21 protein-coding genes are annotated in these 26,757 nt (G+C 72.6%); 8 read left to right on the forward strand and 13 right to left on the reverse strand.

Translation table 11 applies throughout. The annotated features are described in order from the left end of the window. Positions 1 to 42 precede the first annotated feature (42 nt). On the forward strand, positions 43 to 2,337 hold the full coding sequence (locus tag O7626_RS18415) for an LLM class flavin-dependent oxidoreductase (RefSeq protein WP_278062397.1): 2,295 nt from the start codon (positions 43 to 45) through the stop codon (positions 2,335 to 2,337). Here the strand turns inward: O7626_RS18415 and O7626_RS18420 are convergent. Next, a complete protein-coding gene (locus O7626_RS18420) occupies positions 2,330 to 3,271 on the reverse strand; it encodes an aldo/keto reductase (RefSeq protein WP_278062398.1) in 942 nt (313 codons plus the stop codon). The two genes, O7626_RS18415 and O7626_RS18420, sit on opposite strands and share 8 nt — an antisense overlap. A 48-nt stretch (positions 3,272 to 3,319) precedes the next feature. Between O7626_RS18420 and O7626_RS18425 the strand changes: the two genes are divergently transcribed. Next, entirely contained in the window at positions 3,320 to 4,777 is a 1,458-nt protein-coding gene (locus tag O7626_RS18425; protein ID WP_278062399.1) for a PLP-dependent aminotransferase family protein, read from the forward strand. Positions 4,778 to 4,813: 36 nt separating this feature from the next. Here the strand turns inward: O7626_RS18425 and O7626_RS18430 are convergent, their stop codons facing one another. Together O7626_RS18430 and O7626_RS18435 are read right to left on the reverse strand one after the other, a co-directional pair. Then, on the reverse strand, positions 4,814 to 6,019 hold the full coding sequence (locus O7626_RS18430) for an FUSC family protein (protein WP_278062400.1): 1,206 nt from the start codon (positions 6,017 to 6,019) through the stop codon (positions 4,814 to 4,816). Positions 6,020 to 6,135: 116 nt separating this feature from the next. Further along, the gene (locus tag O7626_RS18435) at positions 6,136 to 8,301 is read right to left on the reverse strand and encodes a glycogen debranching N-terminal domain-containing protein (protein ID WP_278062401.1); all 2,166 of its coding nucleotides are present in this window, start codon (positions 8,299 to 8,301) and stop codon (positions 6,136 to 6,138) included. Positions 8,302 to 8,568: 267 nt separating this feature from the next. On the opposite strand from O7626_RS18435, the gene O7626_RS18440 reads away from it, so the two are divergent. Beyond that, positions 8,569 to 9,948, forward strand: coding sequence for a condensation domain-containing protein (locus tag O7626_RS18440; protein WP_278062402.1), 1,380 nt, complete (start codon positions 8,569 to 8,571; stop codon positions 9,946 to 9,948). 160 nt (positions 9,949 to 10,108) lie between these two features. On the opposite strand, the gene O7626_RS18445 is transcribed toward O7626_RS18440, so the two are convergent. Further along, positions 10,109 to 12,907: an immune inhibitor A domain-containing protein gene (locus tag O7626_RS18445; RefSeq protein ID WP_278062403.1), complete on the reverse strand. Its 2,799-nt coding sequence runs from the start codon at positions 12,905 to 12,907 to the stop codon at positions 10,109 to 10,111. A gap of 300 nt (positions 12,908 to 13,207) precedes the next feature. After that, entirely contained in the window at positions 13,208 to 14,923 is a 1,716-nt protein-coding gene (locus tag O7626_RS18450) for a dihydroxy-acid dehydratase (protein ID WP_278062404.1), read from the reverse strand. Positions 14,924 to 15,027: 104 nt separating this feature from the next. Here O7626_RS18450 and O7626_RS18455 point away from each other — a divergent pair, with 104 nt between their 5' ends. Both O7626_RS18455 and O7626_RS18460 read left to right on the forward strand, forming a co-directional pair. Beyond that, the gene (locus O7626_RS18455; RefSeq protein ID WP_278062405.1) at positions 15,028 to 16,050 is read left to right on the forward strand and encodes an alcohol dehydrogenase catalytic domain-containing protein; all 1,023 of its coding nucleotides are present in this window, start codon (positions 15,028 to 15,030) and stop codon (positions 16,048 to 16,050) included. A 126-nt stretch (positions 16,051 to 16,176) separates the two neighbouring features. Next, positions 16,177 to 17,070 (forward strand): sulfotransferase domain-containing protein, encoded by an 894-nt coding sequence (locus tag O7626_RS18460; protein WP_278062406.1) that lies wholly within the window; start codon positions 16,177 to 16,179, stop codon positions 17,068 to 17,070. A 61-nt stretch (positions 17,071 to 17,131) separates the two neighbouring features. Here the strand turns inward: O7626_RS18460 and O7626_RS18465 are convergent, their stop codons facing one another. The 6 genes from O7626_RS18465 to O7626_RS18490 all read right to left on the reverse strand — a co-directional run bounded on the left by O7626_RS18465 (position 17,132) and on the right by O7626_RS18490 (position 21,017). Next, positions 17,132 to 17,803 (reverse strand): FadR/GntR family transcriptional regulator, encoded by a 672-nt coding sequence (locus tag O7626_RS18465; RefSeq protein ID WP_278062407.1) that lies wholly within the window; start codon positions 17,801 to 17,803, stop codon positions 17,132 to 17,134. Between the two features lie 44 nt (positions 17,804 to 17,847). Continuing rightward, the gene (locus O7626_RS18470; RefSeq protein WP_278062408.1) at positions 17,848 to 18,699 is read right to left on the reverse strand and encodes an amidohydrolase family protein; all 852 of its coding nucleotides are present in this window, start codon (positions 18,697 to 18,699) and stop codon (positions 17,848 to 17,850) included. Continuing rightward, positions 18,696 to 18,899, reverse strand: a complete 204-nt coding sequence (locus tag O7626_RS18475) for a hypothetical protein (protein ID WP_278062409.1) — start codon at positions 18,897 to 18,899, stop codon at positions 18,696 to 18,698. Before O7626_RS18475 ends, O7626_RS18470 begins: the two co-directional genes overlap by 4 nt. A 161-nt stretch (positions 18,900 to 19,060) precedes the next feature. After that, on the reverse strand, positions 19,061 to 19,804 hold the full coding sequence (locus O7626_RS18480) for an SDR family oxidoreductase (RefSeq protein WP_278066208.1): 744 nt from the start codon (positions 19,802 to 19,804) through the stop codon (positions 19,061 to 19,063). 80 nt (positions 19,805 to 19,884) lie between these two features. Continuing rightward, entirely contained in the window at positions 19,885 to 20,175 is a 291-nt protein-coding gene (locus tag O7626_RS41550) for a hypothetical protein (protein WP_347404797.1), read from the reverse strand. Further along, positions 20,172 to 21,017 (reverse strand): fumarylacetoacetate hydrolase family protein, encoded by an 846-nt coding sequence (locus O7626_RS18490; RefSeq protein ID WP_347404798.1) that lies wholly within the window; start codon positions 21,015 to 21,017, stop codon positions 20,172 to 20,174. Before O7626_RS18490 ends, O7626_RS41550 begins: the two co-directional genes overlap by 4 nt. 252 nt (positions 21,018 to 21,269) lie before the next feature. Between O7626_RS18490 and O7626_RS18495 the strand changes: the two genes are divergently transcribed. Beyond that, positions 21,270 to 23,621 (forward strand): glycoside hydrolase family 95 protein, encoded by a 2,352-nt coding sequence (locus O7626_RS18495; protein ID WP_278062411.1) that lies wholly within the window; start codon positions 21,270 to 21,272, stop codon positions 23,619 to 23,621. 90 nt (positions 23,622 to 23,711) lie between these two features. On the opposite strand, the gene O7626_RS18500 is transcribed toward O7626_RS18495, so the two are convergent. Further along, positions 23,712 to 24,698 carry an NAD(P)-dependent alcohol dehydrogenase gene (locus O7626_RS18500; RefSeq protein ID WP_278062412.1) on the reverse strand — a complete coding sequence of 329 codons (987 nt, stop codon included), beginning with the start codon at positions 24,696 to 24,698 and terminating at the stop codon, positions 23,712 to 23,714. Between the two features lie 116 nt (positions 24,699 to 24,814). On the opposite strand from O7626_RS18500, the gene O7626_RS18505 reads away from it, so the two are divergent. Continuing rightward, positions 24,815 to 25,567 carry a TetR/AcrR family transcriptional regulator C-terminal domain-containing protein gene (locus O7626_RS18505; RefSeq protein WP_278062413.1) on the forward strand — a complete coding sequence of 251 codons (753 nt, stop codon included), beginning with the start codon at positions 24,815 to 24,817 and terminating at the stop codon, positions 25,565 to 25,567. Positions 25,568 to 25,699: 132 nt separating this feature from the next. Here O7626_RS18505 and O7626_RS18510 read toward each other — a convergent pair whose 3' ends face one another. Beyond that, the gene (locus O7626_RS18510) at positions 25,700 to 26,281 is read right to left on the reverse strand and encodes a type 1 glutamine amidotransferase domain-containing protein (protein WP_278066209.1); all 582 of its coding nucleotides are present in this window, start codon (positions 26,279 to 26,281) and stop codon (positions 25,700 to 25,702) included. A gap of 202 nt (positions 26,282 to 26,483) precedes the next feature. Between O7626_RS18510 and O7626_RS18515 the strand changes: the two genes are divergently transcribed. Continuing rightward, positions 26,484 to 26,750, forward strand: a complete 267-nt coding sequence (locus O7626_RS18515) for an aldo/keto reductase (protein WP_278062414.1) — start codon at positions 26,484 to 26,486, stop codon at positions 26,748 to 26,750. The last annotated feature ends 7 nt before the right edge of the window (positions 26,751 to 26,757 follow it).

Here is a 26,757-nt window from a genome sequence, read left to right on the forward strand (position 1 = left end):
AGACTTCCGGTCGGCAACCGACGGGGCACGGAGGTACACCTGATGCCTGACTACGGGCACGAACTGCTGTTCGGGGCATTCGTCACACCCAGCGCGCAGACACCTGACCGGGCGGTGCGGCTCGCCGAGCTGGCCGAGTCGGCCGGGCTAGACCTGGTCACCTTCCAGGACCATCCCTACAACCCAGGCTTCCTGGACACCTGGACCCTGCTGAGCTGGGTCGCCGCCCGCACCGAGCGGATCCGGGTCTCGGCCAACGTGTTGAACCTGCCACTGCGCCCGCCGGCCGTGCTGGCCCGGGCCGCCGCCAGCCTCGACCTGCTCTCCGGCGGGCGGTTCGAACTCGGCCTCGGTGCCGGGGCGTTCTGGGACGCGATCGAGGGCATGGGTGGCCGCCGGCTCGGCCCCGGCCCGGGGGTGGCGGCCCTGAGCGAGGCGATCGACCTGCTGCGGGGGGTGTGGGACACCGGCACGGCCGGACCGCTGCGGCTGCCCGGCGAGCACTATCCGGTACCCGGGATGCGCCGTGGACCCGCGCCGGCCCACGAGATCGGGATCTGGCTGGGCGCGTACAAGCCCAGGATGCTGGCGCTGACCGGGCGCAAGGGCGACGGCTGGCTGCCGACACGGGAATACCTCGACACCCCCGACCGGGTCACCGCGAACCGGATGATCGACGAGGCGGCCGTCGGTGCCGGGCGTGACCCGCGCCAGATCCGCCGGCTGCTCAACGTCATGCGGGTCGGCTCCTCCCCCGCCGGGGACGGCTTCCTCCAGGGGCCACCGGAGCAGTGGGTCGACCAGCTCCTGCCGCTCGTCCTGGACGAGGGATTCAGCGCCTTCCTGATCGGCCAGGACGACCCCCGGCTGCTCCAGTTGTTCGGCCAGGAGGTGGCGCCGGCGCTGCGCGAGGCGGTCGCCACCGAACGCCGCAAGAGCGGAACCCCGACCGGGCCGGTCCGACCGGCCGTCGCGCTGGCCAGGCGGCACCCGGGCGTCGACTACGAGGCGTTGCCGTCGTCGCTGGCCGACCGCGCGGTGGAGCCGGGCGACGCCGGGTACGAGCGCGTCCGGCACAGCTACAGCCACCAGGGCTCCCCCGCCCTGGTACTCCGGCCGGGCAACGCCGCCGAGGTGGCCGAGGCGCTGGCCTACGCCCGCGCCCAGCGGACGACGATCTCGGTACGCAGCGGCGGGCACGGCATAAGCGGCCGGTCCACCAACGACGGCGGCATCCTGCTGGACCTGTCGAAGCTGAACCGGATCGAGGTGCTCGACCGGGCCACCCGGCGGATCCGGCTGGAACCGGGTGCCCGGTGGGGGCAGGTCGCCCAAGCCCTCGCCCCGTACGGCCTGGCGATGAGCTCCGGCGACTACGGCGACGTCGGCGTCGGCGGCCTGGCCACCACCGGCGGGATCGGATACCTGGCCCGGAAGCACGGCCTGACCGTCGACCACGTCGTCGCCGCCGAACTCGTCACCGCGGACGGGCGGCTGCTCCGGGTCGACCGGGACCACCACCCCGACCTGTTCTGGGCGGTACGCGGTGCCGGCGGCAACTTCGGCGTCGTCACCGCCCTGGAACTGGAGGCGTACGAGGTCGGCGACGTCGTCTACGCCCAGCTCGTCGTGGACGCCTCGGAACCGGCCGAGCTGCTGCGGCGCTGGGGCGCGCTGGTCGAGGAATCCCCCCGGGAGATCACCAGCTTCCTCTCGCTCTTCCCCGGCCGGCGCGGCAACCCACCGATGGCGCAGGTGACCCTGGTCTACGCCGGTGACGACGTCGAGGCGGCCGAGGCGGCACTCCGCCCGTTCCTGGAGATCGGGCCGGTCGTCGACCAGCAGGCGCAGCTCGTCGGGTACCCGGCGATCGTCGCCCCGCCCGGCAACCAGCACCACGGTCAGGGCCTGGCGGACAGCCACAGCGGCCTGCTGCACCACCTCACCGAGCCGGCCGCGGCGGCGCTGGCGAAGATGATCCGCTCCGGTGACGTACTCGTGGTGCAGTTCCGCTCGGTCGGCGGAGCCGTCAACGACGTCGCCCGGGACGAGACCGCCTATCCGCACCGGAGCCAGAACTTCTCGGTGCTCGCCGCCATCGTCCCGGAGCGCCGGGCCCGGCTCGACCGGCTCTGGGCCGAACTCCGTCCGCACCTGGACGGCATGTACCTCAGCTTCGAGTCCGACACCGCCCCGGAGCGCCTGCTGGACGCGTTTCCCGAGCCCACCCTCGGCCGGCTGCGTGCGGTCAAGGCGACCTACGATCCCGACAACGTCTTCGACCGCAACTTCCCCATCCCGCCGGCCACCCAGGGCGACGGCGACCGCGTCAGGTAGCGGCGTCGAGCCGGGCCCGCTGCTCGGCGGTGAGCACCAGCGCCACGCCGTCGAGGGCCTCCCGCAGCTGGGCGACGCTGCTCACCCCGACGATCGGGACGGCGGCGGGGCTGCCACCGGCCAGCCAGGAGAGCACCACGTGGTTGCGGGTGGTGCCGGTCTCGGCGGCGACCTCGTCGAGTACCGCCAGCCGGCGCTCGGTCCCCGGGTGCTCGTACTCCGGCGGCAGCGGCTTCTCCGCCCGGGTGTACCTGCCACTGAGCAGCGGCGTGTACGCCCAGAGCGACATCTCCGGGTCGCACTCCAGATAGTCGACCACCTCGTCGCTCACCGCGCCGAACCGGTGCGCCACGGTCGGCCGGGTCCCGGGGCGGGGCCTGAGGTAGGTGACGTGCTGCTGCACCGCCGTGAACCCGGTCATCCCGTTCACCCGGGCGATCTCCCGGGCCCGCTCCACCTGCCAGATCGCGTAGTTCGAGCAGCCGAGGGCGCCGACGGTACCGGCGGAGACGAGTTCGTCGAAGGCGACGACCGTCTCCGCCAGCGGCGTACGGCGGTCCTCCATGTGCGCCCAGTACAGGTCGACGTACTCGACGCCGAGCCGGCGGAGGCTGCCCTCGATGCCGTTCTTGACCACCGACGCCGACAGCCCCTCGGCGGTCTCCGGGAACCGGCCCGCCTCGGTCGGTTCGCAGCCCACCTTGGTGCTGATCCTGATCCGGTCCCGGACCCCGGGGCGCCGGGCCAGCCAGCGCCCGAGCAGTTCCTCGCTCTGCCCGCCGAAGCCGCTGGGGTCCTCCCAGAAGGCGTAGCAGTTCGCGGTATCGATCCAGGTGCCGCCGGCCTCGACGAAGTGGTCCAGGATCTCGAAGGAGGTCCGCTCGTCCTGGACCGTGCCGAAGAGCATGGCACCGAGCACGATGTCGTAGGTCATGCCTGGAAACGGTAGACCTCGATCGGACGGGCGGTACGCTCCAATCCCGTGCCAGATTCCCAGACCAATTCGGCGTGGGCGACGCTGCTGGAGATCGACTCCGCTGACCGGGGCCGGCGACCGCTGCACGACCGGCTGACCCGGGCGCTGCGGGCAGCGATCCGGGACGGCCGGCTGGCGACCGGTGCCGCCGTACCGCCCAGCCGGGCGCTCGCCGAGGATCTCGGCTGCTCGCGGTGGGTGGTGACCGAGGCGTACGCGCAGCTGGTCGCCGAGGGATACCTGCTGGCCCGGGTCGGTTCGGCCACCCGGGTCTCGTGGTCGCCGCAGACCGCTCCGGCCCGCCGCCGCGCGGTGCCGGGGCCGGCGCAGCAACCGGTCCGCTACGACCTGGCCCCCGGCCTGCCCGACCTGCGGGCCTTCCCGCGCCGCCGGTGGACCGAGGCGGTGCACTCGGTCACCGGCTCGGCCGCGCGGTACGACCTCGGCCCGCCCGACCCGGCCGGTCATCCGCGACTGCGCGGCACGCTGGCGGAGTACCTGCGGCGCTCGCGCGGGGCCGACACGCAGCCCGGGTCGGTGCTGGTCTGCGCCGGCATCACCGACGGGCTTTTCCGGATCTGCCGGGCACTGCGGGCCGAGGGTGTCACCGGGATCGCGGTGGAGGATCCGGGCTGGGGCCGGCTGCGGGACGCGGCGACCAGCGCCGGCCTGCGGATCCAGCCGGTCGGGGTGGACCGGGACGGGGTACGGGTGGCCGAGCTGGACCGGACCGGCGGGACCCGGGCCGTGGTGGTCGGCGCGGCACACCAGTTCCCGACCGGGGCGGTGCTCAGCCCCGACCGGCGGGCCGAACTGGTCCGCTGGGCCCGGACGGTCGACGGGTACGTCGTCGAGGACGACTACGACGCCGAGTTCCGCTACGACCGCCGGCCGATCGCGGTGATGCAGGGCCTCGATCCGCGCCGGGTGTTCCTGGTCGGCTCGGTCAGCAAGACCCTGTCGCCCGCCCTCGGCCTGGGCTGGACCGTCGCACCGCCGGCCCTACTGTCGGTGCTCGGGGCGGCGAACGCCGTCGCGGCACCCCCGCCGGTGCTGGACCAGCTCGCCCTGGCCACCTTCGTCGACCGCGGCTGGTACGACACGCACCTGCGCGCCGCCCGCCGCCGCTTCCGCACCCGCCGGGACGTACTCGTGCGGGAACTCGCCGCCCGGGTGCCGGACGGCGAGGTGGCCGGCACCGCCGCCGGCCTGCACATCCTGTTGCACCTGCCGGCCGGTACCGACACCGCGACGGTGGTCGGCCGGGCGGCGGTCGCCGGACTTCGTCTGGTGGACCTCGACGCCTACCGCGCGGAGCGGGCCGGGTCACCCGCGCTGGTCCTCGGGTACGGCAACATCACCGACGCCGAGATCCCACCGGCGGTCGCCCTGCTGCGGGCCGCGCTGGACCGGTCGCCGCCAGCCCCCCGAACCGCCGGGCGTCGCGGTCGCCCGACCCGCTAGTGCGATGTCCGGCAACGCCTCGGGGGACGATGGCCGCTACTCGGGCAGGGACTCCGCGTCGACCGGTGCCTCCCGGGCCGCGTCCCGGCCCACCGCCCACCGGACCAGCCGGTTGGCCTCGGCCCGTTCGATCCCGGTGGCCCGCAGAATGTCGCTGGCGGTGGTGCGCACCTGGGCCACGACCACACTGCCGGAGAAGCCGACCCCCTCGTCGTACGCCCGGCCGGCTGCGCTGACGGCGGAGAGCGCGCACTGCCGGGCGGACTTGGGCAGGGTACCGACGCCGAGGTCCTGCCGGAGCATCCGGACCGCGTCGGCGAGGGCCGAGATCGCCTCCGGCAGCGAGGACGGCCGGGGCTCGCCGTCCTCCAGTGCGGTCACCGCCCGGCGTACCAGGGTGCCGCTGTTCTGCACGGCGTGGTTGATGAACTCGGCGCCCTCGAAGTACTGGGTGAGGGCACCCCGGCGGTGCCAACGGGCCGGCGAGAGGATGGTGGTCTCCCGGCCGCCGTGCAGCGCCTCCTCCAGACCGTCCATGTACTCCTCGATCTCGGTCATCCGCTCCAGCGCCCGCTGGGCCCGTGTGGCGTCGTCGGTAGCCAGCGCCTCGGCCGTCTCCGACAACTGGTCGGCGAGCCGGTTCAGTGCCGGCCGGGCCGCCCGGTCGACCAGCCGCAGCGGGTTGACCGGCAGCAGCAGCGCGATCACCGCGAGGGCGATGAAGCCGCCGACCAGCGCGTCGATGACCCGCAGCGACTCGATGTCCGGCGACGCCGGGGTGAGGGCGACGATGAGTACCGCGGTCGCCGCCGCCTGGTTCACCACCGCCGGCCCGCCGCCGAGGAAGATGGTCAGCACGATGCCGAGGGTCACGACGATCCCGAGCTGCCAGGCGCCGCTGCCGATGACGAAGATCAGCAGGTCGCCGACGCCGATCCCCACCGCCACTCCGATGATCAGTTCGACGCTGCGCCGCAGCCGCTGGCCGACCGAGGAGGCGACGGTGCCGATCGCGGCGATCGGCGCGAAGACCGGATCGGGGTTGCCGAGGAAATGACGCGAGACGATCCAGGCCAGCGCGGCGGCCAACCCGGCCTGGACGGCGAGCGCCAGGTTGAACCGGGTGGTGTGCCAGCGGTCCCGGACGGTAGCCTCACCCCGGTCGCGTAACTGACCGAGAGCTTCGGCGATACGGGCCTGGTCGAGATCGAAGCGGTCGACAGTGCGCCGGGCGGAACGCATGGCCCGGCTTACCCGGGATCGCCACCTTCAACCACGAGCGCCAGCGACGGGCTTCGAGGGCACCGGTCGCGGGCTTCGAGGGCACCGGTCGCGGCTTCGGGGCACCGGGTGCAGGTTCAGGGCACCAGTCGCAGGTGGCCCTGCCGGCCGTTCGCCTCGACCTCCCAGCACCGACCGAAGCCCTGCACCCGGTCGAGCTGGATCCGGCCGAGCCGCTCGGGCACGTCGGGGTCCAGGACGAACCGTCCGTCCCCGGCCTGGAGGCCGAACATGGTCCGCAGGAAGAGCAGCGGGGCGGCGCTGGCCCAGGCCTGCGGGTTGCAGGCGGTCGGGTACGGCACCGGCACCCGGCCGAACGAGCGGTCGTAGCCGGAGAACGCCTCCGGCAGCCGGTTGTCGGAGTAGCGGGCCGCCTCCAGCATCGCCACGACGATCCGGTTCGCCTCCGCCCGGAAGCCGTACCGGGCCAGCCCGTGTGCGATGAGCGAGTTGTCGTGCGGCCAGACGGTGCCGAGGTGGTAGCCGATCGGGTTGTAGCCACGGTCGGCGGTCGACAACGTACGCACACCCCAGCCGGAGAAGAGTTCGTCGGACATCAGCTGCCGGGCCACGATCCCGGCCCGTTCCGCCGGCACGATGCCGCTCCACAGCAGGTGGCCCATGTTCGAGGTCATCGCGTCGATGGGTCGCTTGTCGCCGTCCAGGCCGAGGGCGTAGTAGCCGCCGCGCGCGTCCAGCCAGAAGTCCCGGTCGAACCGCTCGGCGAGCGCGGCGGCCTCGGCACGGAGTCGCCGGGCCAGCTCCGGGTCCGCGTACGGGCCGTCGGCGAGTTCGGCCATCCGCAGCTTCGCGTCGTAGGTGTAGCCCTGGATCTCGCAGGTGGCGATTGGCAGCACCGGAATCGTCCCGTCGGCGGACTGCACCCCGTTCCAGGAGTCGCGCCAGCACTGGTTGCCGAGTCCCTGACTGGACCGGGTGGCGTACTCGACGTAGCCGTCGCCGTCGGCGTCGCCGTACTCGTCGATCCAGCGCAGCGCCGCGTACGCGTTGTCGCGCAGCTCGTGCAGCAGTTCGTCGTCCCCGGTCCAGCGCCAGTACTCGGAGAGCAGCACCAGCCAGAGCTGGGTGGTGTCGGCGGCCCCGTAGTACGGGTTGTGCGGCATCACGCCGAGCCGGGTCAACTCGCCGCTGCGGTACTCGTGCGGCATCTTTCCCGGTTCCCGGTCGGTGAAGTCGTCCCGGTCGGTGGCCTGGTGCTCGGCGAGGGTGAGCAGGGTGCCCCGGGCGAGTTCGTGTCCACCGAGCATCGCCTGGTACGCGGTGATCACCGAGTCGCGCCCGAAGAGGGTGAGGAACCAGGGCAGCCCGGCGGCGGTGATCACCACCCGCTGCCCGGAGACCTCCTTCTCGACCCGCATCGAGACCAGGTCGGCCACGGACTGCTGGTAGACGTCGCAGAGCAGGTCGGAGTCGGCGTGCAGGCCGGGCCGGCTGGCCCGCCACCGGCTCGTCGAGTCGTCCCTCCCGTCGACGGCGAAGACCTCGCCGAACTCGCGGCGGGTCGGCACCACGTCGACGTTGACGTACCGCAGCGGGACGTGCAGCTCGACCTGCCAGCCCTGCCCCGGGGGCAGCACCAGGTCCCAGACCAGGTCGTCGCCGTGCACCCGGTCGGCCGGCGGGAGCGCCACCACCTGGGTACGGACGGCGAACTCCCCGTTCTGGTAGCCGAACCAGAGCCGGGAGCCGTCGGCCAGGTGGTCCCGGACGATCTGCCCGGACCGGTCCCGGAGCCGCTCCTTGATCTCGAACAGGTCGGCGAAGTCGACGTCGACCGCCAGCCGTAGCTCGATCGACACCTCCTCGTCGGCGAAGCACTGCACCGCGATCCGTTCGAACATTCCCTCGCCGACGAACCGCTGCCGGCGGATCCCGATCCGGTTGGCGGGCAGGCCGGGCAGTTCCGCGTTGGCCAGGAAGAAGGCCGCCGAGTACGGGTCGACCGCGCTGGACCCGAGCAGCAGCGGCCGGGCGCCGCCCAGCAGCAGCTGCCAGCGGCTCAGGAACCGGGTGTCCTCGTGGACCAGCCCGCCGATCGAGCCGGGCGGCACGTCCCCGAGCGCGTCGGAGAGCATGAACGACAATCCGTCGAGTACGCCTATCGCGTCCGGGCCCAGCTCGGGCGGCAGGTCGCGGTCCGTCCCGCTCGGCGTCCGGCCGGCCGGCACCGGTTCCGGGCTCGGGTCCGCAGGAGTCGGTCGGCGCTTACCGGTCGTCGTCACGCGCACCTCCGAACGGGGACGCGGATTGCGGGCGTACAGCCCGTAATGTACCGGCCGCCTTCCGGCCGCAGGCCCGAACGACCGGATCTCCGGCAGACGACCACCACACTCCCGACCACGTCGGTCAGTGAGGTGCAAGGAAGGGCCCCCGCTACAACAAAAAGCGATAACGGGGGGCCCTTCCTTGCACCTCAGCGGCGGGCTGGACGCTGGGCTGTCCAGTCCGCCTTCAGTTTCCGTCCAATCGATCTTGTGATGGTCGATGCGATGACACCGACCTTCCCGCTCTCCTTCGCCCAGCTGGGGCTGTTGCGCGTCGACGGGCTCCGGACCGGCTCCGACGGGCTCCCGACCGGGCGCGGCCACGTGCTCGGCAGGTGCTACGACGTCGACGGCGACCTGCGGCTCGCCGCGCTGCGACACGCGCTGGCCGCGGTGGTACGCCGGCACGGGGCGCTGCGGACCGTCTTCCGGCCGGCCCCGGACGGGCCGGTGCAGCGGGTCGAACCCGCCGGCCCGGTACCGCTGCGGATCGTCGACCACAGCGACCGGCCGGCCCCGCTCGCCGGGGCGCTGGCCGAGGCGCAGCGGGCGGTGCTGGCCCCCTTCGACCTGGTCGGCGGGACACCGGTCCGCTTCCTGGTGCTGCGACTCGCGCCCCGCCGCCACCTCTTCGCCGTCGCGGTCCATCCGCTCGTCGGGGACGGCCGGTCGATCGAGATCATCCTGCGGGACCTCGGGCTCGGCTACCTCCGCGCGCTGGCGGACGGCCCGACCAGGCTGCCGGAACCGGCGATCGGATACCACGACTGGGTGATCTGGCAGCGCCACCAGCTCTGCGGCATCCGTCGGGCCGACCTGCGCGCCTGGTGGCGGTCGGCGCTCGCCGACGTACCCCGGATCCTCGACCTGGCCGACCCGCGACCGCACCCGGCGGACATGGGTGACGCTGCGGACCCGGTCCGGACCGGGCCGCGCGGCCGTGGCGGCCGGCTCGGCGTGCCACTCCCACCGGCGACCCGGTACGCGGTGCACGCCCTCGCCCGCCGGGAGCGCGCCACACCGTCGGCCGTACTGCTCGCCGGCTACGCCGCACTGCTCGCCCGGTACGCGGGAGTGCCGCGGCTGCTGGTCGGCATCCCGGTGGCGAACCGGGAGTACTCGAGGACCGCCGAGGTCGTCGGGCGCTTCGTCGACACCCTGCCGGTACCGGTCGACCTGACCGGGACACCCACCTTCGCCGAACTGGTCCGCCGGACCCGACGGGCCACGGTCGGGGTGCTCGAACACCAGGACCTCCCGTTCGAGCAGCTCGTCGCCGACCTCGCCCCGGCCCGGGACGGTGACCGGCCGCCGCTGGTGCAGGTGTGTTTCAGCCACCGGGCCGCGGACGCGCCGGCCGGGACACTCACTCTGCCGTCCTGCACGGTGACCGAGATCCCGCTCGACATCGGTGGCGGCGCGTTCGAGCTGACGCTGTCGGTCGACGAGTCCACCGCGGACGGCGCGGTGTCGGCCGAGTACGACGCCGACCGGTTCACCGCGTCGTTCGTCGGGGAGCTGCTGCGGGCGTACCCGGTGCTGCTCGACGCCGCCACCGGTGCGCCCGGCACGGCCGTGGCCGAGCTGCCGCCGCTGCCGCGCTGACGCGTCCGCCACCTCGGCCTCCCGCCCACCGCCGAGCGGACCGGCGGACATCTGCCGCTCCGGTCGGTTCCGGGTGGGGGACGACGGCGGGGCCGCCGCCAGCGGGTTGCTGGCGGTGGCCCCTCGTCGAACTACGGATCTGTTCCGGTCGTGTCTGTCGTTACGGTGCGGCGGGCGGAACGACCTTCACGACCGCCCACTGGTTGTGGTGGCCGGGCTGGAGCAGGTCGAACCGGACGCCGAAGTTCAGCCCGACCTCGCCCGGGTTGCCGGTGCCGGTCTGCACCCCGCCGCCCAGGTCGATGCCGTACTGGCTGCGCGCCGGCTTGCCGTTGCGGTCCACGATCCGCACCGAGTACGGCGCGTTGTCCTTCGAGGGCACCACGACCGAGGCGTCGGCGTCCCGGAAGAAGAGCGGGCTCTCGGCGTCGAGGTCCGGCCGGTACTCGATGCCCGGGTACCAGCCCTTGCTGTCGGTGAACGACTTGACCCCGGGCTGCGCCTTGAACTTGGTGCAGTACGCGCTGAACGGCTCGTTCGGCGCCTCGTAACACTCGGTGAACGGGTACGTCCTGCCGAAGCCGAACGCCGCGTTCGACGACTGTGGCCGGGACGGCAGGTTGTCCAGCAGCGACGGGTCCTTGGCCGCCGCCGTACCCGTCCGGCGGTACGGGTCGAAGTGCGAGTCCACGATCAGCAGACCGCCCTTGGCCCCGATGCTCGGCGGGTCGTAGACGTTGTTCAGGACCAGGTTGAGGTTGCCGTAGCTGGTGTCCCGGTACCAGACGAGCATGCCCGGGGCGTTGTACGGCACCCGGTCCACCTTCCAGGCACCGTCCCGGTTGTAGTTCGTCTGGTAGGCGTACTTCAGACCCTCGTCGAAGCCGTCGTGGTTACGCCACTCGGCGAGGTAGTAGTGCGCGTAGGAGAACTCGCCGGGCGAGATGCTCCAGCCCGTACCCGTGGTGGTGGTGAAGCTGCCCACCGTGGCGGTCCAGCCGTCGGCGCCGCTCTCCACGTCGTCGGACCAGGTGGTGGCACCGTCCGCGGTCACCGAGAGGTCGTCGGTGAACCAGCCGGTGTCCTCGAACGCGGCGTCGGTGGCGTACCGCAGCCGGAGCTGGACGGTCTGCCCGGCGTACGGCGTCAGGCTGACGTAGTCGTGCCGCCACTGCCCGCCGGTGCTGCCGGTCAGGCCGTACTTCTTGTCGCCGTAGTCGTGCATCCGGCCGTTCGGGTCCGGGTAGCCGTCGTCGGTGGAGACGAGGTTGCCCTCGGCGTCGAAGACCTTCTGCTCGGTCCAGGTGCCGCCGCCGTCCGTGGAGACCTCGACGAAGCCGAAGTCCCAGTCCTCCTCGATGGAGTAGTTGTTCCAGAGCCAGAACCGCACGTCGCCGCCGGCCGGCACCGCCAGGCTGCGGGTCAGCCGGACGTCGGCCCAGGACTGGTCGTTGTTCGTCCACCACTGGCCCTCGCCGCTGTGCGGGGTGGAGAGGCTGATCTGCTTTGCCGGCAGGTTCACCCGGACGCCGTCCTCGGTGCCGACCGGGGTCCGCGAGGTCTGCCCGACCTTGACCCGGGCCGGGTCGTCGCCGGGGTTCAGGATCACCGGGTCGGCCCAGCCGAGCACGAACTTGTCCCAGAGGCCCATGTGGGTGGGGATGCCCTGGAAGATCGGGCCGGTGTGCGAGCCGGACGACATCAGGTCCCAGAAGTCGACGTCCGAGTCGCCGCCGGAGCCGATGTCGTAGAGGTCCGGCAGGCCGAGGTCGTGGCCGTACTCGTGGGCGAAGACGCCGACGCCGGAGTCCTCCGGCTGGACGATGTAGTTGCTGATCATCTTGTCGGTGCCCGGGATGGTGTAGCCGGGCACGATCGCCGACGAGTGCGCCCAGATCGCGTACGGGCCCTCGGCGCCGCCGCCGCCGGACTTGTCCTCACCGGCGTGCACGAGTACCAGGTGGTCGACGACGCCGTCCGGCTCGTTGAAGTTGCCGTCGCCGTCGGCGTCCGCGGTGTCCTCGATGTCGTAGTCGGCCCACGGGAAGTCCGGGTTCTGCGCGGCCAGCACGTTCACCGCGTCGACCCCGAGCGCGCTCGGCCCGGCCGGGTTGTCCGGGTGCCCGTTCATGTCCTGGCTGGCCCCGGCCTCCCAGGTGCCGTCGACCTGGGTGCAGGTGTCGGCGCCGTACCACGCCTCGGAGTGCGGCACGGTCACCCAGGGGGTCGCCTGGCCGTCCACCGTGTAGGCGCCCTTGGACATCTCCAGGTACATGTTGCGCATCGTGTAGCCGCGCAGGTCGATGCCGCGCCGCCCGTCGGGGCCGCGCAGGTCGGTGCGGACCCGTTCGGTGATGCCCTCCTTGGTGTAGAGCATCTTGTTGTAGAACTCGGTGGAGAAGTCCGGCACCCACATCGAGTTGTTGTCCGGGTGCGACGCCTTCGCCGGGTTCGGGATGTTGTTGTGCAGCGGCCCGTTCTGCACGCTGCCGGGCACGCACTCCCGCTCGTTCTGCGGGGTGGTCGCGTCGTCGAACGTCGCCCTCGGCACCATCACGCCGGTGAAGTCGTCGTCCGCGTCCGGGTTGAACTCGACCAGGATGGTCAGCAGCTTCGCGACCTGCGTCTCGTCGGCCTGCTTGTAGCGGATGTGCCGGGGGTTCCTGCCGGTCCGGATCGCCTCTGCCTCGGTCTTGGCCAGCCCCCGGGCCGCTACCGGGTTGCCCTCGACGAACTTCCGGCCGTACGCGCTCACCGGGTCGGGCTTGGCCCGCTTGATCTTGCGCTTACCGTCCCGGACCACCACCTCGGTCCCGTCGGTGGGCCGCTCGACCTTCGGGTCGACGTAGTTGATGTAGTAGTCCCGCTCGGTCGGCGTGAACCGGGCGGCCCGGTCGGCACTCGCCGGCCCGGCGCCGCCGACCGCCACCCCGGCCGCCGCGACCAGCAGCACGGGCACCGAAGCCGCGAGCAGGCGCCTTCGGCCGCCGGCCCATCTTCTCCCCCCGCTGGCTGTCCCTCGTTGCACGTCCCTCCCCTTCCGCGCTGCCCTGAGCCCTTCCGAGCTGCCCTGAGCGAAGAATCACCCCGCGCATCCGTGCGGACACGCGGGCAACGACAGGGACGCTATGCGACGGCACGGTCATGGACAACCACCGCTGTCCTTTCCGGAGCACACACCCGTGCAACGCCGGGCAGTCCGCGCTTCTCCGTCCATCAGGTACCTTCCCGGTCACCGATCCGGGGGCGTCGGCGGTGGTCAGTGCGATTCGCGGGCCACCTGGTCGCCGCTGCCGCCGACCAGGAAGTCCAGGTCGGCTCCGGTGTCGGCGCCGAGCACGGTGTCCACGTAGAGCCGTTCCCAGCCCCGGGCCGGCTGGGCCAGCGCGGCCACCATCGCCGGGGCGGGCGGCCGGGCCGCCAGCTCTTCGGCCGGGATGTCCACGTCCAGCCGCCGCGCCGGCACGTCGAGCACGATCGGGTCCCCGGTGCGTACCCGGCCCAGCGGCCCACCCGCGGCGGCCTCCGGCGCGACGTGCAGCACCACCGTCCCGTACGCCGTGCCGCTCATCCGGCCGTCGCAGATCCGCACCATGTCGCGAACGCCCTGGCGGAGCAGCTTCTCCGGCAGCGGCAGGTTGGCCACCTCCGGCATCCCCGGATAACCCTTCGGCCCGCAGCCGCGCAGCACCAGCACCGAGTCGGCGTCGACGTCGAGATCCGGGTCGTCGAGCCGGGCGTGCAGCTCCTCGACCGAGTCGAAGACCAGCGCCCGGCCCCGGTGCCGGAGCAGGTGCGCCGACGCGGCGGCGGGCTTGATGATCGCGCCGGCCGGGGCGAGGCTGCCGCGCAGCACCGCGATGCCCGCCTCCGGCATCAGCGGCGCGCTGCGGGGTCGGATCACCTCCGGGTCACCGATCTCGTGCCCGGCCAGGTAGTCGCCGATCGGCCGGCCGGTCACCGTCGGTGCCGCCGCGTCCAGCAGGTCGGCGACCTGGTTCAGCACCGCCGGCAGGCCACCGGCCCGGTGGAAGTCCTCCATCAGGAACCGGCCGGCCGGTTGCAGGTCGACGAGCAGCGGTACGCCGCTGCCGAGCCGGTCGACGTCGTCCAGGGTGATCGGCACCCCGACCCGGCCGGCGATGGCCAGCAGGTGCACGACCGCGTTCGTCGAACCGCCCAGCGCGGCCAGCGCGACGACCGCGTTCCGGAACGACGCCTCGGTCAGCACCTCGCTGGGCCTGCGCTGCGCCGCGACCATCTCGACGACCAGCTTGCCGGTGGCGTGCGAGCGGGCCAGCAGCCGGCTGTCGGAGGCGGGCAGTCCGGCCGTGCCGGGCAGGGTCATCCCGAGCACCTCGGCGAGCAGGCCCATCGTGGAGGCGGTGCCCATGGTGTTGCAGTGGCCCCGGCTGCGGATCATCGAGGACTCGGAGTCGAGGAAGCCGGCCGGCGAGAGGGTGCCGGCGCGTACCTCCTCGGAGAGCCGCCACACGTCGGTGCCGCAGCCCAGCGGCACGCCCCGGAAGGTGCCGGTGAGCATCGGGCCGCCCGGCACCACAACCGCCGGCAGGTCGACCGAGGCGGCACCCATCAGCAGTGCCGGGATGGTCTTGTCGCAACCGCCGAGCAGCACCACCCCGTCGACCGGGTTGGCCCGGATCATCTCCTCGATCGCCATCGCGGCCATGTTGCGCCAGAGCATCGCGGTCGGTCTGACCTGCGTCTCGCCGAGCGAGACCACCGGCAGGTTGAGTGGCACGCCACCGGCCTCCCAGACGCCGTTGGCGACGCTCGCCGCCACTTCGTCCAGGTGCCGGTTGCAGGGGGTGAGGTCGGACGCGGTGTTGGCGATGGCGATCTGCGGCCGTCCCTCGAACGCCGAGTCCGGCAGGCCGCGCCGCATCCAGGCACGGTGCAGGTAGGCGTTGCGGTCCGAGCCGGCGTACCACTGGTCGCTCCGGAGTGCAGGCATACTCTCCATTATCAAGAACAACTTCGGGTACGTCCTCCGCCGGCCCCGCCGTTCCGGGCCGTCGTCGCAGCCGGTGACCACCGCCGGTACGGTGGGCTGAAGTCGTGCGTGCCCTCGTGCTGACCGGTCCGGGCACCGCCGAGGTGCGCGAGGTCGAGTCGCCGGTCGCCGGGCCGGGCGAGGTGGTCGTGGACGTGCTGCGGGCGGGTGTCTGCGGCACCGACGCGGAGTTCTTCTCCGGACACATGGCGTACCTGCACAGCGGCGACGCCCGCTATCCGCTGCGGATCGGGCACGAGTGGTGCGGGGTCGTCTCGGCGGTCGGTCCCGGGGTGCCGGAGAACTGGCTGGGCCGGCGGGTCACCGGTGACACGATGCTCGGCTGCGGCCGGTGCCCCCGTTGCCGGGGCGGCCGGCAGCACCTCTGCGCGGACCGCTACGAGATCGGCATCCGGGGCGGCTGGCCGGGTGCGCTCGCCGAGCGGCTTCCGGTGCCGGTCCGCGCCCTGCACCCGCTGCCCGACCAGGTCGACGCCACGCTCGGCGCGCTCGTGGAGCCGGGCGGCAACGCGCTGCGGGTGGTCGAGGCGGCCCGGGTCGGTCCCGGCCGGCGGCTGCTGGTGCTCGGTCCGGGCACCATCGGGCTGCTGGTGGCGCAGATCGCGGCGGCCCGGGGCGCCGAGGTGCACCTGCTGGGCCGGGACGACGCCTCGCTCGACTTCGCCCGCCGGCTCGGCTTCGGGTACGCCTGGACGGCGCGGACCCTGCCGGAGGAGGCCGCGCTGACCTTCGACGCGGTCGCCGACGCCGCCAACGACGAGCACCTGCCGGCGTACGCGGTGCGGCGGGTGGAGCCCGGCGGCCGGGTCGTCTACGTCGGACTCGCCGAGCGGCCCAGCCTGCTCGACACCCGGGAACTGGTGCTCAGGGACCTCACCGCGGTCGGCGTGCTCAGCGCCTCCGGCGGGCTCGCCGGCACCGTCGCGCTGTACGCCTCGGGCGCCGTCGACCCGCGTCCGCTGGTGGCGGCGACGGTGGGGCTGGACGGGGTGGCGGCGGTACTGCGCGGCGATCGCGATCCCGGCTGGGGTGCCGCCCCGAAGATCCACGTCGACCCGCGACGGTGATCGGCAGGGCGAGGCTCGGTTGTTGCCGATGTTACGTCCGCCGACCGGTTCTTGTAGCTTGTAGGCATTGTCTCGACTGTCCTGCGGCGTAGCCCTGGCCGGATAGGCATGGAGAGGGTTTAGGCGATGATGAAGCGTGCCGTTCGGTTCACCAAGCACAACACGCCCAACTCGGTGCGTGTGGTGGCACGGCGGGTGATGGGTGAGGCATACAACGCGAAGCTGCGACTGTCCGTGCCGGTGGAGTCACGCAGCGAGTTCGGCAACGTCTACCACTGCACGATCCGCAAGACGGCCAGCCAATGGATCAAGGCCCTGCTCAGCGACCCGGTCGTCTACCGCTACTCCGGCCTGCTGCCCTACGACCCGCGCCCGCACAAGTGGCGTTACCCGCAGCCCTGCCCGCGCGGCCGGGTGGTCTCCACGCTCTTCGTCTCCTACAACGGCTTCATGAACATCCCGAAGCCGGACCCGTACCGGGTGTTCTTCGTGATCCGCGACCCGCGCGACATCGTGGTCTCCAGCTACTTCTCCTACCGCAGCTCGCACACTGCGATGGGTGACGTGCTGGAGGTGCGGAAGGTCCTCCAGGAGAAGCCGAAGAAGGAGGGCATGCTCTATCTGATCGACCATCTGGCCGGCAAGGGCACGTTCCGGTCGTTGCGGGCCTGGGCGAAGGCGCCGGAGGACGGGACCGTCGGCCTGTTCAAGTACGAGGACCTGACCGGCGAGCGGCAGGCGGACGAGGTGGCGCGGCTGATGCGGCACTGCGGGTTCCCGATCCCGCCGGACGAGTTGACGGCCCTGCTGTCCCGGTACAGCTTCTCCAGGATGCGGAGCACCCGGGCGAGCGCGGGCCCGCTCTCGCACTACCGCCGGGGCGCACACGGCGACTGGGTCAACCACTTCGACGACGACATCCACGAGGCGTTCGTCGCGGCCACCGGCGACCTCGTCAAGGTGCTCGGCTATCCCGAGTCCGACCAGGTCTTCCAGGAGCACGGCGCGCAGCAGTCCTGACCGGGCGCCGCCCCGGCGGGGGCGGGCCACGCCGGTCGACCGCGGTTGGGCGAGGGCGTCGTCACAGCACCCGGCGCAGCCACTCCTCCACCCCGGCGATGTGCACCGTCGCCCAGGCCCGGGCCAGCTCCGGCTCTCCCGAGGCGACCGCGTCCAGGATCGCCGCGTGCTGCTCCCGGGTCTTGTCGACCGCTCCCTCCTGGGTCAGCCCGCGCCACACCCGGGCCCGGGTGGTCGGCCCGGAGAGGCTGTCCAGCAGCGACGTCAGCACGTTGTTGCTGGCACACGCCGCGATCTGCCGGTGGAACTCCAGGTCGTTCGCGACCAGCTCGTCGATGCTCGGGTCGTCGGCGAGCCCGTCCAGCACCGCCCGCAGCCCGACCAGCCGCGCCTCGGTCATCCGCTGCGCCGCCAGTGCCGTCGCGCCCGGCTCCAGGATCCGGCGTACCTCCAGGAACTCCAGCACGGTGTCGTCGCGGTGCAAGTCGACGACGAAGCTCAGCGCGTCCAGCAGCAACGCCGGGTCGAGGCTGGTCACGTACGTCCCGTCGCCCTGCCGGACGTCGAGGACCCGGATCAGCGAGAGCGCCCTGACCGCCTCCCGCAGCGAGTTGCGGGACAGGCCGAGCCGCTCGGCCAGGTCGGGTTCCCGGGGCAGCCGGTCACCGGGGCGCAGCTCACCGGCGACGATCATCTGCTTGATCTTGTCGATCGCCTCGTCCGTGACCGCCACGCGTTCCTCCCACGTCCTCGCGTACCCCGCAGACCGGTCGCCGGTCAGTCCCGGAGCCGGTAGGTGCGCACCGCCGTCGCGCCGAAGACCGCCGACCGCTCGGCCGTCGACAGCGGCGGCAGCACCTCGGTCAACGCCGTCAGCACGTCGCCGTAGCCGGCGGCGAGCCGGCAGACCGGCCAGTCCGAACCGAACATCAGCCGCTCCGGTCCGAACAGCCGGACCGCCTCGGCGACGAACGGCCGCAGGTCGGCAGGGAGCCACCGCCGCCAGTCCGCCTCGGTCACCAGGCCGGAGAGCTTCGCGGTGACGTTCGGCGAGGCCGCCAGCTCGGCGAGCGGACCGGCCCAGCCGGCCAGCCCGGCCGCACCGTCCCGGACCCCCGGCTTGCCCAGGTGGTCCAGCACGAAGCGCAGCTGCGGCACCTCGCGGGCGACCCGGGCCACCGCCGGCAACTGGTCCGCCCGGCACACCACGTCGAAGGCCAGTCCGGCTTCCGCGACGGTACGCAGCCCGCGCCGCACCGCCGGCCGGTCCAGGTAGCCCGGATCGGTCTCGGCCTGCAACTGCGGCCGGACCCCGACCAGCAGCTCACCGCCGGGCAGCGCCCGGTAGCCGGCGATCGTCGCGGCCAGCTCCGGATCGGCCGGGTCGGCCCAGGCCACCACGCCGGCGATCGCCGGGGTACCGGCGGCGTAGCCGAGCAGGATCTCCGCCTCGCCGGTGTCGCACCGCCCGCCCTCGACGAGTACGGTCCGGTCGACTCCGGCCGCGGCCAGCTCGGCGAGCAGGTCGGCGGGGAGGAACGAGCGGCGGATCGGGGCCAGTTCCGGCGCGTCGAGCCAGGAGTATCCGTCGGAGATCCGCCACAGGTGGTGGTGCGCGTCGACGATCATCGCGCACCCACCCGGGACGTGGGTACCGGTGCGTCGGGGCGGAGCAGTCCTGCGGCGACCAGCTCCGACCAGAACACCCCGGGCGGCGGGTCGGCGGCGGGTCTCGCGGCGTCCAACTCGGCGGGGATCACCTGGTGGACGCTGTCGTATTCGGGCTGCCGGCCCGGCTTGAGCCGGGTGTGCGGGGCGATCCGCTGCATGGCCGGAGAAACTCCTTCCGCTACCGCTTCGACAGGTTGGCCAGGACTGACAATAGATCGGATGTCTATCAGGCTGTTCCCGGCCTCACAAGAGTCGGAGGTCCCAAATTGCCGAGAGTTCTTGAGGCACGGAATCGTTAGGTCGGATGACCAGCCTCCGGTCAGTCGGGCGGCGGAGCCGACCGGAGACGCAGCCCGTACATGCCACCGTCCACTCCCAACACCACGCCGGTGGTCGCCCCGGAGTACGGGCTGGCGAGGTAGGCGATCGCCGCCGCCACCTCGTCCGCGCCGACCAGCCGGCCGGTCGGCTGGCGGGCCTGGAGCGCGGCGAGTTCCGCCGCCGGGTCGTCGGCGGAGTTCAGCAGCCGGCGTACCCAGGGGGTGTCCACGGTGCCGGGGTTGACGCAGTTGACCCGGATCCCCTCCCGGACGTGGTCGGCCGCCATCGCCAGGGTCAGCGACTGCACCGCACCCTTGCTGGCGCTGTAGAGCGCCCGGTCGGGCAGCCCGGCCCAGGCCGCGATCGAGCAGGTGTTGACGATCGCGGCGGACGACGACCGGCGCAGGTGCGGCAGGGCGGCCCGGGTCACCCGGACCATCCCGACCACGTTCACGTCGAGTACCCGGTGCCACTCGTCGTCCGGGTTGGTCTCCACGGTGCCCAGGGCGCCGATCCCGGCGTTGTTGACGAGTACGTCGAGGCCGCCGTGCGCCGCGACCACGGCGGCGATCCCGGCGCGTACCGAGGCGTCGTCGGAGACGTCGGCGGCGATCCCGAGCAGCGGTTCGGGCACCGCCGCCGGGTTCAGGTCCAGGCAGGCGACCCGGGCGCCACGGTCGGCCAGCAGCATGGCAGTGGCCAGTCCGATGCCCGAGGCGCCACCGGTCACCACAGCGCTCAACCCGGCGAACTCGCCCCGCCCGCCGCCTCCGCCGGCCGTCCCGCCGGGACCGCCCGCTCGGTCCGGACCGTTGCCGGAGGTCACGGCAGCACGACCCCGGGCGCCGGGACCGGGGCCGCGGCGCCCGGCACCGAGGTCGCCGCCCCGGGCGCCGGGACCTGGACCGCCCCGCCGGCCGCCGTCGTGGCGGCCGCGGCCCAGACCGGACCGTCCGGATAGGCATACCCGGTGAGCGTCTCCGGGCGCATCGTGGAGCTGAACCCGGGCGCGCCGGGTGCCACGTAACGGCCCTGGCGGACCACCACCGGGTCGACGAAGTGCTCGTGCAGGTGGTCGACGTACTCGTTGCCCCGGCCGATGGTGAAGATCATGCCTGGCCCACCGTCTGCCGCTGCCGCCCCAGCCCGTCGATCTCCAGCTCGACGACGTCACCGGCGACCAGGTACGGCTTCGGCTCGGGTTGGCCGAGCGCCACCCCGGCCGGGGTGCCGGTGTTTATCACGTCTCCCGGATAGAGCACCATGAACTGGCTCAGGTAGTGCACGATCTCGGCCACCGGAAAGACCATGTTGCCCGTGTTGCCGTCCTGCCTGGGCGTGCCGTTGACCCAGAGCCGCAGCCCGAGCTGCTGCGGGTCGGGCACCTCGTCGGCGGTGACCAGCCAGGGGCCGAGCGGGTTGAACGTCTCGCAGTTCTTGCCCTTGTCCCACTGCCCGCCGCGTTCGAGCTGGTACTCCCGCTCGGAGACGTCGTGCGAGACGGCGTACCCGGCGACGTGGTCGAGCGCCTCCTCCGGACCGGCCAGGTATCGTGCCGTCCGCCCGATCACCACGGCCAGTTCGACCTCCCAGTCGGTCTTGGTGCTGCCGCGCGGCAGCAGCACCTCGTCGTCCGGGCCGACCACCGTGTCGGCGGCCTTCATGAAGACCACCGGCTCGGTGGGGAGCGGGGCGTCGATCTCGGCGGCGTGGTCCCGGTAGTTCAGCCCGACGCAGACGATTTTCCCGGGCCGCAGCGGTGGCCCGGTCCGCAGTCCCTCGGGCAGCACCGGCAGGCTCTCGACGTCGAGTCCGGCCAGCCGCTCGACGCCGCCGCCGGCCAGGAACGACCCGTCCAGGTCAGCGACGACCCCGCCGAGGTCGCGTAACCGCCCGGCCTCGTCCAGCAGCGCCGGGGACTCCTGTCCCGGTGCACCCACCCGCAAAAGCCTCACCCGTTGCCCCCACCTTCCGCGTAACCCGTCAGCAATAGGTCCGATGTCTATCAGGTGGGCTCACCGGCACACAAGGGCCGGAAGCCGATCGCCGCCGCGCTGACCTGCCCGCATCCCGTCAAGACGCCGGACCTTCTCGGTGGAGTCGCCGGTGTCGACGACGACAATCCAGGATCAGCCCTTGTCTGCCCAGCCTGTCCTTTGTAATCTCGTCGCCAAACATCGGATGCGTGCCCGAGGAGCCCTCCAGCCGTGCACAACCCCGAACGCGGGTCGGGTGCCGCCGCCTCCGCCGGGGATCCGCTCGCCCTCTGGTACGACGAGCCGGCCGCCGACTGGGAGACCCGGGCCCTGCCGATCGGCAACGGCGCCCTCGGCGGGATGGTCTTCGGCCGGGTCGGCACCGAGACAGTCCAGCTCAACGAGAAGACGCTCTGGACCGGTGGCCCCGGCTCGGCCGACGGCTACGACTTCGGCAACTGGACCTCGCCGCGCCCCGGCGCGATCGACGAGGTGCGACGCATGGTCGACGAGCGGGGCCGGCTCGGCCCGGCGGAGGTGGCGGAGCGGCTCGGCCAGCCGAAGCGCGGCTGCGGGGCGTACGACACCTTCGGGGAGTTGTCGCTGCGGCTCACCCGGCACCCCGGCCCGGTCGGCGACTACCGTCGTGAGCTGGATCTCGGCCGGGCCGTCGCCACGGTCCGCTACACCGCCGACGGGGTGCGCCACACCCGCGAGTACTTCGCCAGCCACCCCGACGGGGTACTGGTGCTGCGGCTGGTCGCCGACCGGCCAGGGAGGATCGGCTTCACCGCCGGGGTGACCGCGCCGGACAACCGCTCGAAGAAGGTCATCGCCAGCGGCGGCCGGATCACCTTCGCCGGTGCGCTCACCGACAACGGGCTCAGGTACGAGGCGCAGATCCAGGTCCTCGCCGGCGGCGGCACGGTCACCGACGGCACCGACGGCACGGTCACGGTGGCCGGGGCGGATGCCGCCACGCTGCTGCTGGGCGCCGGCACGGACTACGCGGGCGGCGCTCCGACGTACCGGGGCGCCGACCCGCACGCCCGGGTCACCGCGACTGTCGACGCGGCGGCCGGGAAGTCCTACCCCGACCTGCTCGCCGCGCACACCGCCGACCATCGCCTGCTCTTCGACCGGGTACGCCTGGACATCGGCCAGCAGATGCCGGCTGTCCCCACCGACGAGCTGCTGCGGCGCTACCGGGGCGGGGCGTCGGCGGCGGACCGCGCGCTGGAGGCGCTCTTCTTCGCCTACGGCCGCTACCTGCTGATCGCCTCCTCCCGGGCCGGCTCGCTGCCGGCGAACCTCCAGGGTGTCTGGAACAACGTCACCGACCCGCCGTGGGACGCCGACTACCACGTGAACATCAACCTCCAGATGAACTACTGGCCGGCCGAGACGACGAATCTCTCCGAGACCACCGCCCCGCTCTTCGACTACGTCGACGCGCTGGTGCCACCGGGCAGAGTCACCGCCCGGCAGGTGCACGGCAGCCGGGGCTGGGTGGTGCACAACGAGACGAACGTCTTCGGCTTCACCGGCCTGCACAACTATCCGCAGGCGTTCTGGTTTCCGGAGGCCGGTGCCTGGCTGGCCCAGCACTACTACGAGCACTACCGGTTCACCGGTGACGAGACGTTCCTCCGGCAGCGGGCGTACCCGCTGATGCGGGAGTTGGCACTCTTCTGGCTGGACGAGCTGGTGGTCGACCCGCGCGACGGCAGCCTGGTGGTCTCGCCGAGCTACTCGCCGGAGCACGGCGACTTCACCGCCGGTGCCGCGATGTCGCAGCAGATCGTCCGGGAACTCCTCGGCAACACCGTCGAGGCGGCCGGGATCGTCGGCGACGACGACGCGTTCCGTCGCGAGCTGCGGGACGCGCTGGCCCGGCTCGACCCGGGGCTGCGGGTCGGCTCGTGGGGGCAGTTGCAGGAGTGGAAGGCGGACCTGGACGACCCGGCCGACCGGCACCGGCACGTCTCGCAACTGTTCGCCCTGCACCCGGGCGCGCAGGTCAGCGCGCTCGACGATCCGGAGCTGGCCGCCGCCGCCCGGGTCTCGCTCACCGCACGCGGCGACGGCGGTACGGGCTGGAGCAGGGCGTGGAAGATCAGCTTCTGGGCCCGGCTGCTGGACGGGGACCACGCGCACCGGATGCTCGCCGGGCAACTGCGGCAGAGCACATTGCCGAACCTCTGGGGCACCCACCCGCCGTTCCAGATCGACGGCAACTTCGGCGCCACCGCGGGGATCGCCGAGATGCTGGTGCAGAGCCAGCGCGCCGAGGTGCACGTGCTGCCGGCGCTGCCCGGGGCCTGGCCGACCGGGTCGGTCCGTGGCCTGCGGGCCCGGGGCGGGCTGACCGTCGACGTGGCGTGGTCGGCGGGAGCAGCCACCGAGATCGCCCTGACCGCCGACCGCACCGTCGAGGTGACGCTGCGCAACCCGCTCTTCGCCACCCCACACACCCTGCGCGACACGACCACCGGCGCGCCTGTCACCGCGACCCTCCACGGCGAGCGCCTCACCTTCACCCCCCGCGCCCACCACCGCTACCTCGCCGCCCCAGCCCGGTGATGGCACTACATCGCGGAAAGGGTGGCCTCCCGACCGTCGGACGGCCACTCTTTCCCCGATAGAGCGCGATTCTCCCCGGCACGGGCGGGGTCAGGGGACGGTGATCACGACTTTGGCGCGGGCGTGTTCGGCTTCGAGGTAGCGGATGGCGTCGGGCACCTGGTGCAGCGGGTAGGTCCGGTCGATGACCGGGGTGAGCCGGCCGGCCTCGGCGTGCTCGCGGAGCGTGTCGAGGTGTTGTCGGCCGGGCTCGGCGTCGAGAACGACGATGCGGTGCCGGACGAAGGGTGCCAGCAGGCGGCCACTGGTGAGAAGCCGGACCGGTCCGAGCAGGTTGCCGCCGCTGAACACGCCGCCGCCGGAGAGCACTAGCGTGCCGGTCGGGGTTAGCGAGCGCCGCAGTGCGGTGAGCGGGCGGTTGCCGACCAGGTCGAGCACGAGGTCGTGCGGGCCGGCGATCCGGGTGAAGTCGTCGCGGGTGTAGTCGACGACCTGGTCGGCGCCGAGCGAGCGGACCAGGTCGACGTTGCGGGTGCTGCACACCCCGGTGACGGTCGCACCGAGCACCTTGGCCAGTTGGACGGCGAGGGTGCCGACACCGCCGGAGGCGCCGTTGACGAGGACGCGGTGACCGGGCTGGAGCCGACCGGCGTCGCGGAGTCCCATCAGGGCGGTGACCCCGGCCAGCGGCAGGGCGGCGGCCTGCTTCGCCGTGAGGTTCGCCGGCTTGGCCGCGACCAGGGCCTCGGGCACGCAGACGTACTCGGCGAAGGCGCCGTTGGCGTCGCCGAGGTCGCCGAAGACGGCGTCGCCGGGGCGTAGCCGCCGGACGTCGGCCCCGACCGCCGTGACCTGGCCGGCGAAGTCCCGGCCCCGGATCCGCGCCCGGGGCGCGGGCCGGCCCCACGCCAGCCGTGCCATCCGGGGATCGCCCCGCACGATGTGCCAGTCGTACGCGTTCAGCGCGGCAGCCTCGACCCGCACCAGCACCTCGTCGGCGCCCGGCACCGGCACGTCGACGTCGTCGAGCCGGAGTGCCTCCGGCGGCCCGTACCGGTCCTGAACTATCGCCTTCATCTCCCACTCCCTCCCCCGAGTGTACGGCGTACACCCACTGCCACCAGGGTAGGTGTACGGCGTACACTCGTCAAGACGGATAGGGTTCCAACCGTCGCCGGAAGACGAGGACCGAGATGGTGGAGCAGGCCGAGACCGCGGAGCAGGCCGGGACGGTGGAGCGGGCCGGGACGGTGCGCCGGACGCCGCTGAGCCGAGAACGGGTCCTGCGGGCCGCCGTCGCGCTCGCCGACGAGGCCGGGATCGAGTCCCTCAGCATGCGCAACCTGGCCCAGGAGCTGGGCGTCGTGCCGATGGCGCTCTACAAGCACGTGGCCAACAAGGACGAACTGCTCGACGGCATGATCGACGTGGTGGTCGGCGAGATCGGCCCGCCCGCGCCCGACGCCGGCTGGCAGGACGCGGTCCGGTCCCGGATCCTCGCGGCCCGGCAGGTGCTGCGCCGGCACCCCTGGGCACCGCTGGCGATCGAGTCCCGGAACACGGCGACGCCGGCCGTCCTCGGCTATCTCGACTCGATCGTCGGTACGCTCCGGGCCGGCGGGTTCACCACCGACCTCGCCCACCACGTGATGCACGCGATGGGCAGCCGGGTTCTCGGCTTCAGCCAGGAGTTGTTCGACACGTCCCGGCGCGCCGGGCGGTCCGGAACGGCCGAACCCGAGCCGCCGGCCGCGGCGTTCCCGCCGGAGGCCGCGGCCCGGTTCCCGCACCTCGCGGCGATCGCCACAGCGGCCTCGCACGACGACGCGTCGGTCGTCGGGCAGGGCTGCGACGACCAGTTCGAGTTCGAGTTCGCGTTGGACCTGCTGCTGGACGGCATCGAACGGCTGCGTCAGCAGGGGTGGACGTCAGCGTCCCACCGCTGAGTCCCGGGATCAGTGGCAGTGGGGCCTCGGGAGGATGTCCAGCATCATGGCGAGCGCAGGTAAGAAGCGGCCTCGACCTCGCCGGTCGTGCACAGCGGAGGGCTGTTCCTCCCGGCCCGGAGCCCCACCGGGTCAGGCTTTCGCCATCTGGCGGACGTGTTTACCCTCGGCGAACTCCTCGACCATCCTGGCGCAGAAGGCCGGAAGGTCGCTGGGGCTGCGGCTGGTGACCAGGCCGTTGTCGACCTGCACCTGTTCGTCCACCCATTTCCCGCCCGCGTTGCGGATGTCGGTGCGCAGGCTGGGAAAGGAGGTGACGGTACGGCCGTCGACCATCCCGGTCTCGACCAACGACCAGGGGCCGTGGCAGATCGCCGCCACCGGCTTCTGTTGGGCAAAGAACGCCCGGACGAAGTCCATCGCCTGTGGGTTCATCCGGAGCCGGTCGGGGTTGACCGTTCCGCCCGGCAGCAACAGGGCGTCGTAGTCGGCCGCATCGGCCTCGTTCACATTCCGGTCCACCCGATAGCGGTTGGCCGGATTGATGTCCTGGTTCATCGACTGGATCTCGCCGGACTGCAACGAGATCAGGTGGACCTCGGCTCCTGCCTGCTCCGCGGCGGCCCGGGACTGGGTGTATTCCACGTCCTCCACCCCGTCGGCAGCGAGGCAAGCGACTCGCTTGCCGGTCAGTGGCTGCTGGCTCTGCGCCATTTTGGCGGCCCTCCATTCGCGACGCCGCCCCGTCGGCGGCGCATCGCTCGCTCGCGGTCGCCTTCCCGGTGCCGGCACCGGCAAACCGGCCGGCGTACGCCGTTCGAGGCAGGCGAACCGGCCACCTGTCAGCTGCCCCGGTGAGCGCCTGCGTTGGGCCGGGGCGCGTGCTACGAGGGTGTGCTGCCTGTCGTAACGGGTAATGCCGGGCAATCCACCGGTACCCAGGCTCCAATCCTTCGCCGAACTCGTCGACGCCGGTGACATCGGACAGTGGGGCGTGAGCAACCTCGATATTTCGGACATGACGGAGCTGCTCGACGCGGGCGGAAATGCCTGCGCGACCAATCAGATCCTGTACAACCTCACCCGCCGCGGTCCCGAGTACGACCTCCTCCTGAGCGGGCGCGGCCCCATGCCGGGCGGCGACCCGCCGCCGACCGGCCCGCAACCGCTGGAGATGTTGTAGCGTCACC

The organism is Micromonospora sp. WMMD1102, assembly GCF_029626265.1.
In the GTDB taxonomy this organism is placed as follows: Bacteria; Actinomycetota; Actinomycetes; order Mycobacteriales; family Micromonosporaceae; genus Plantactinospora.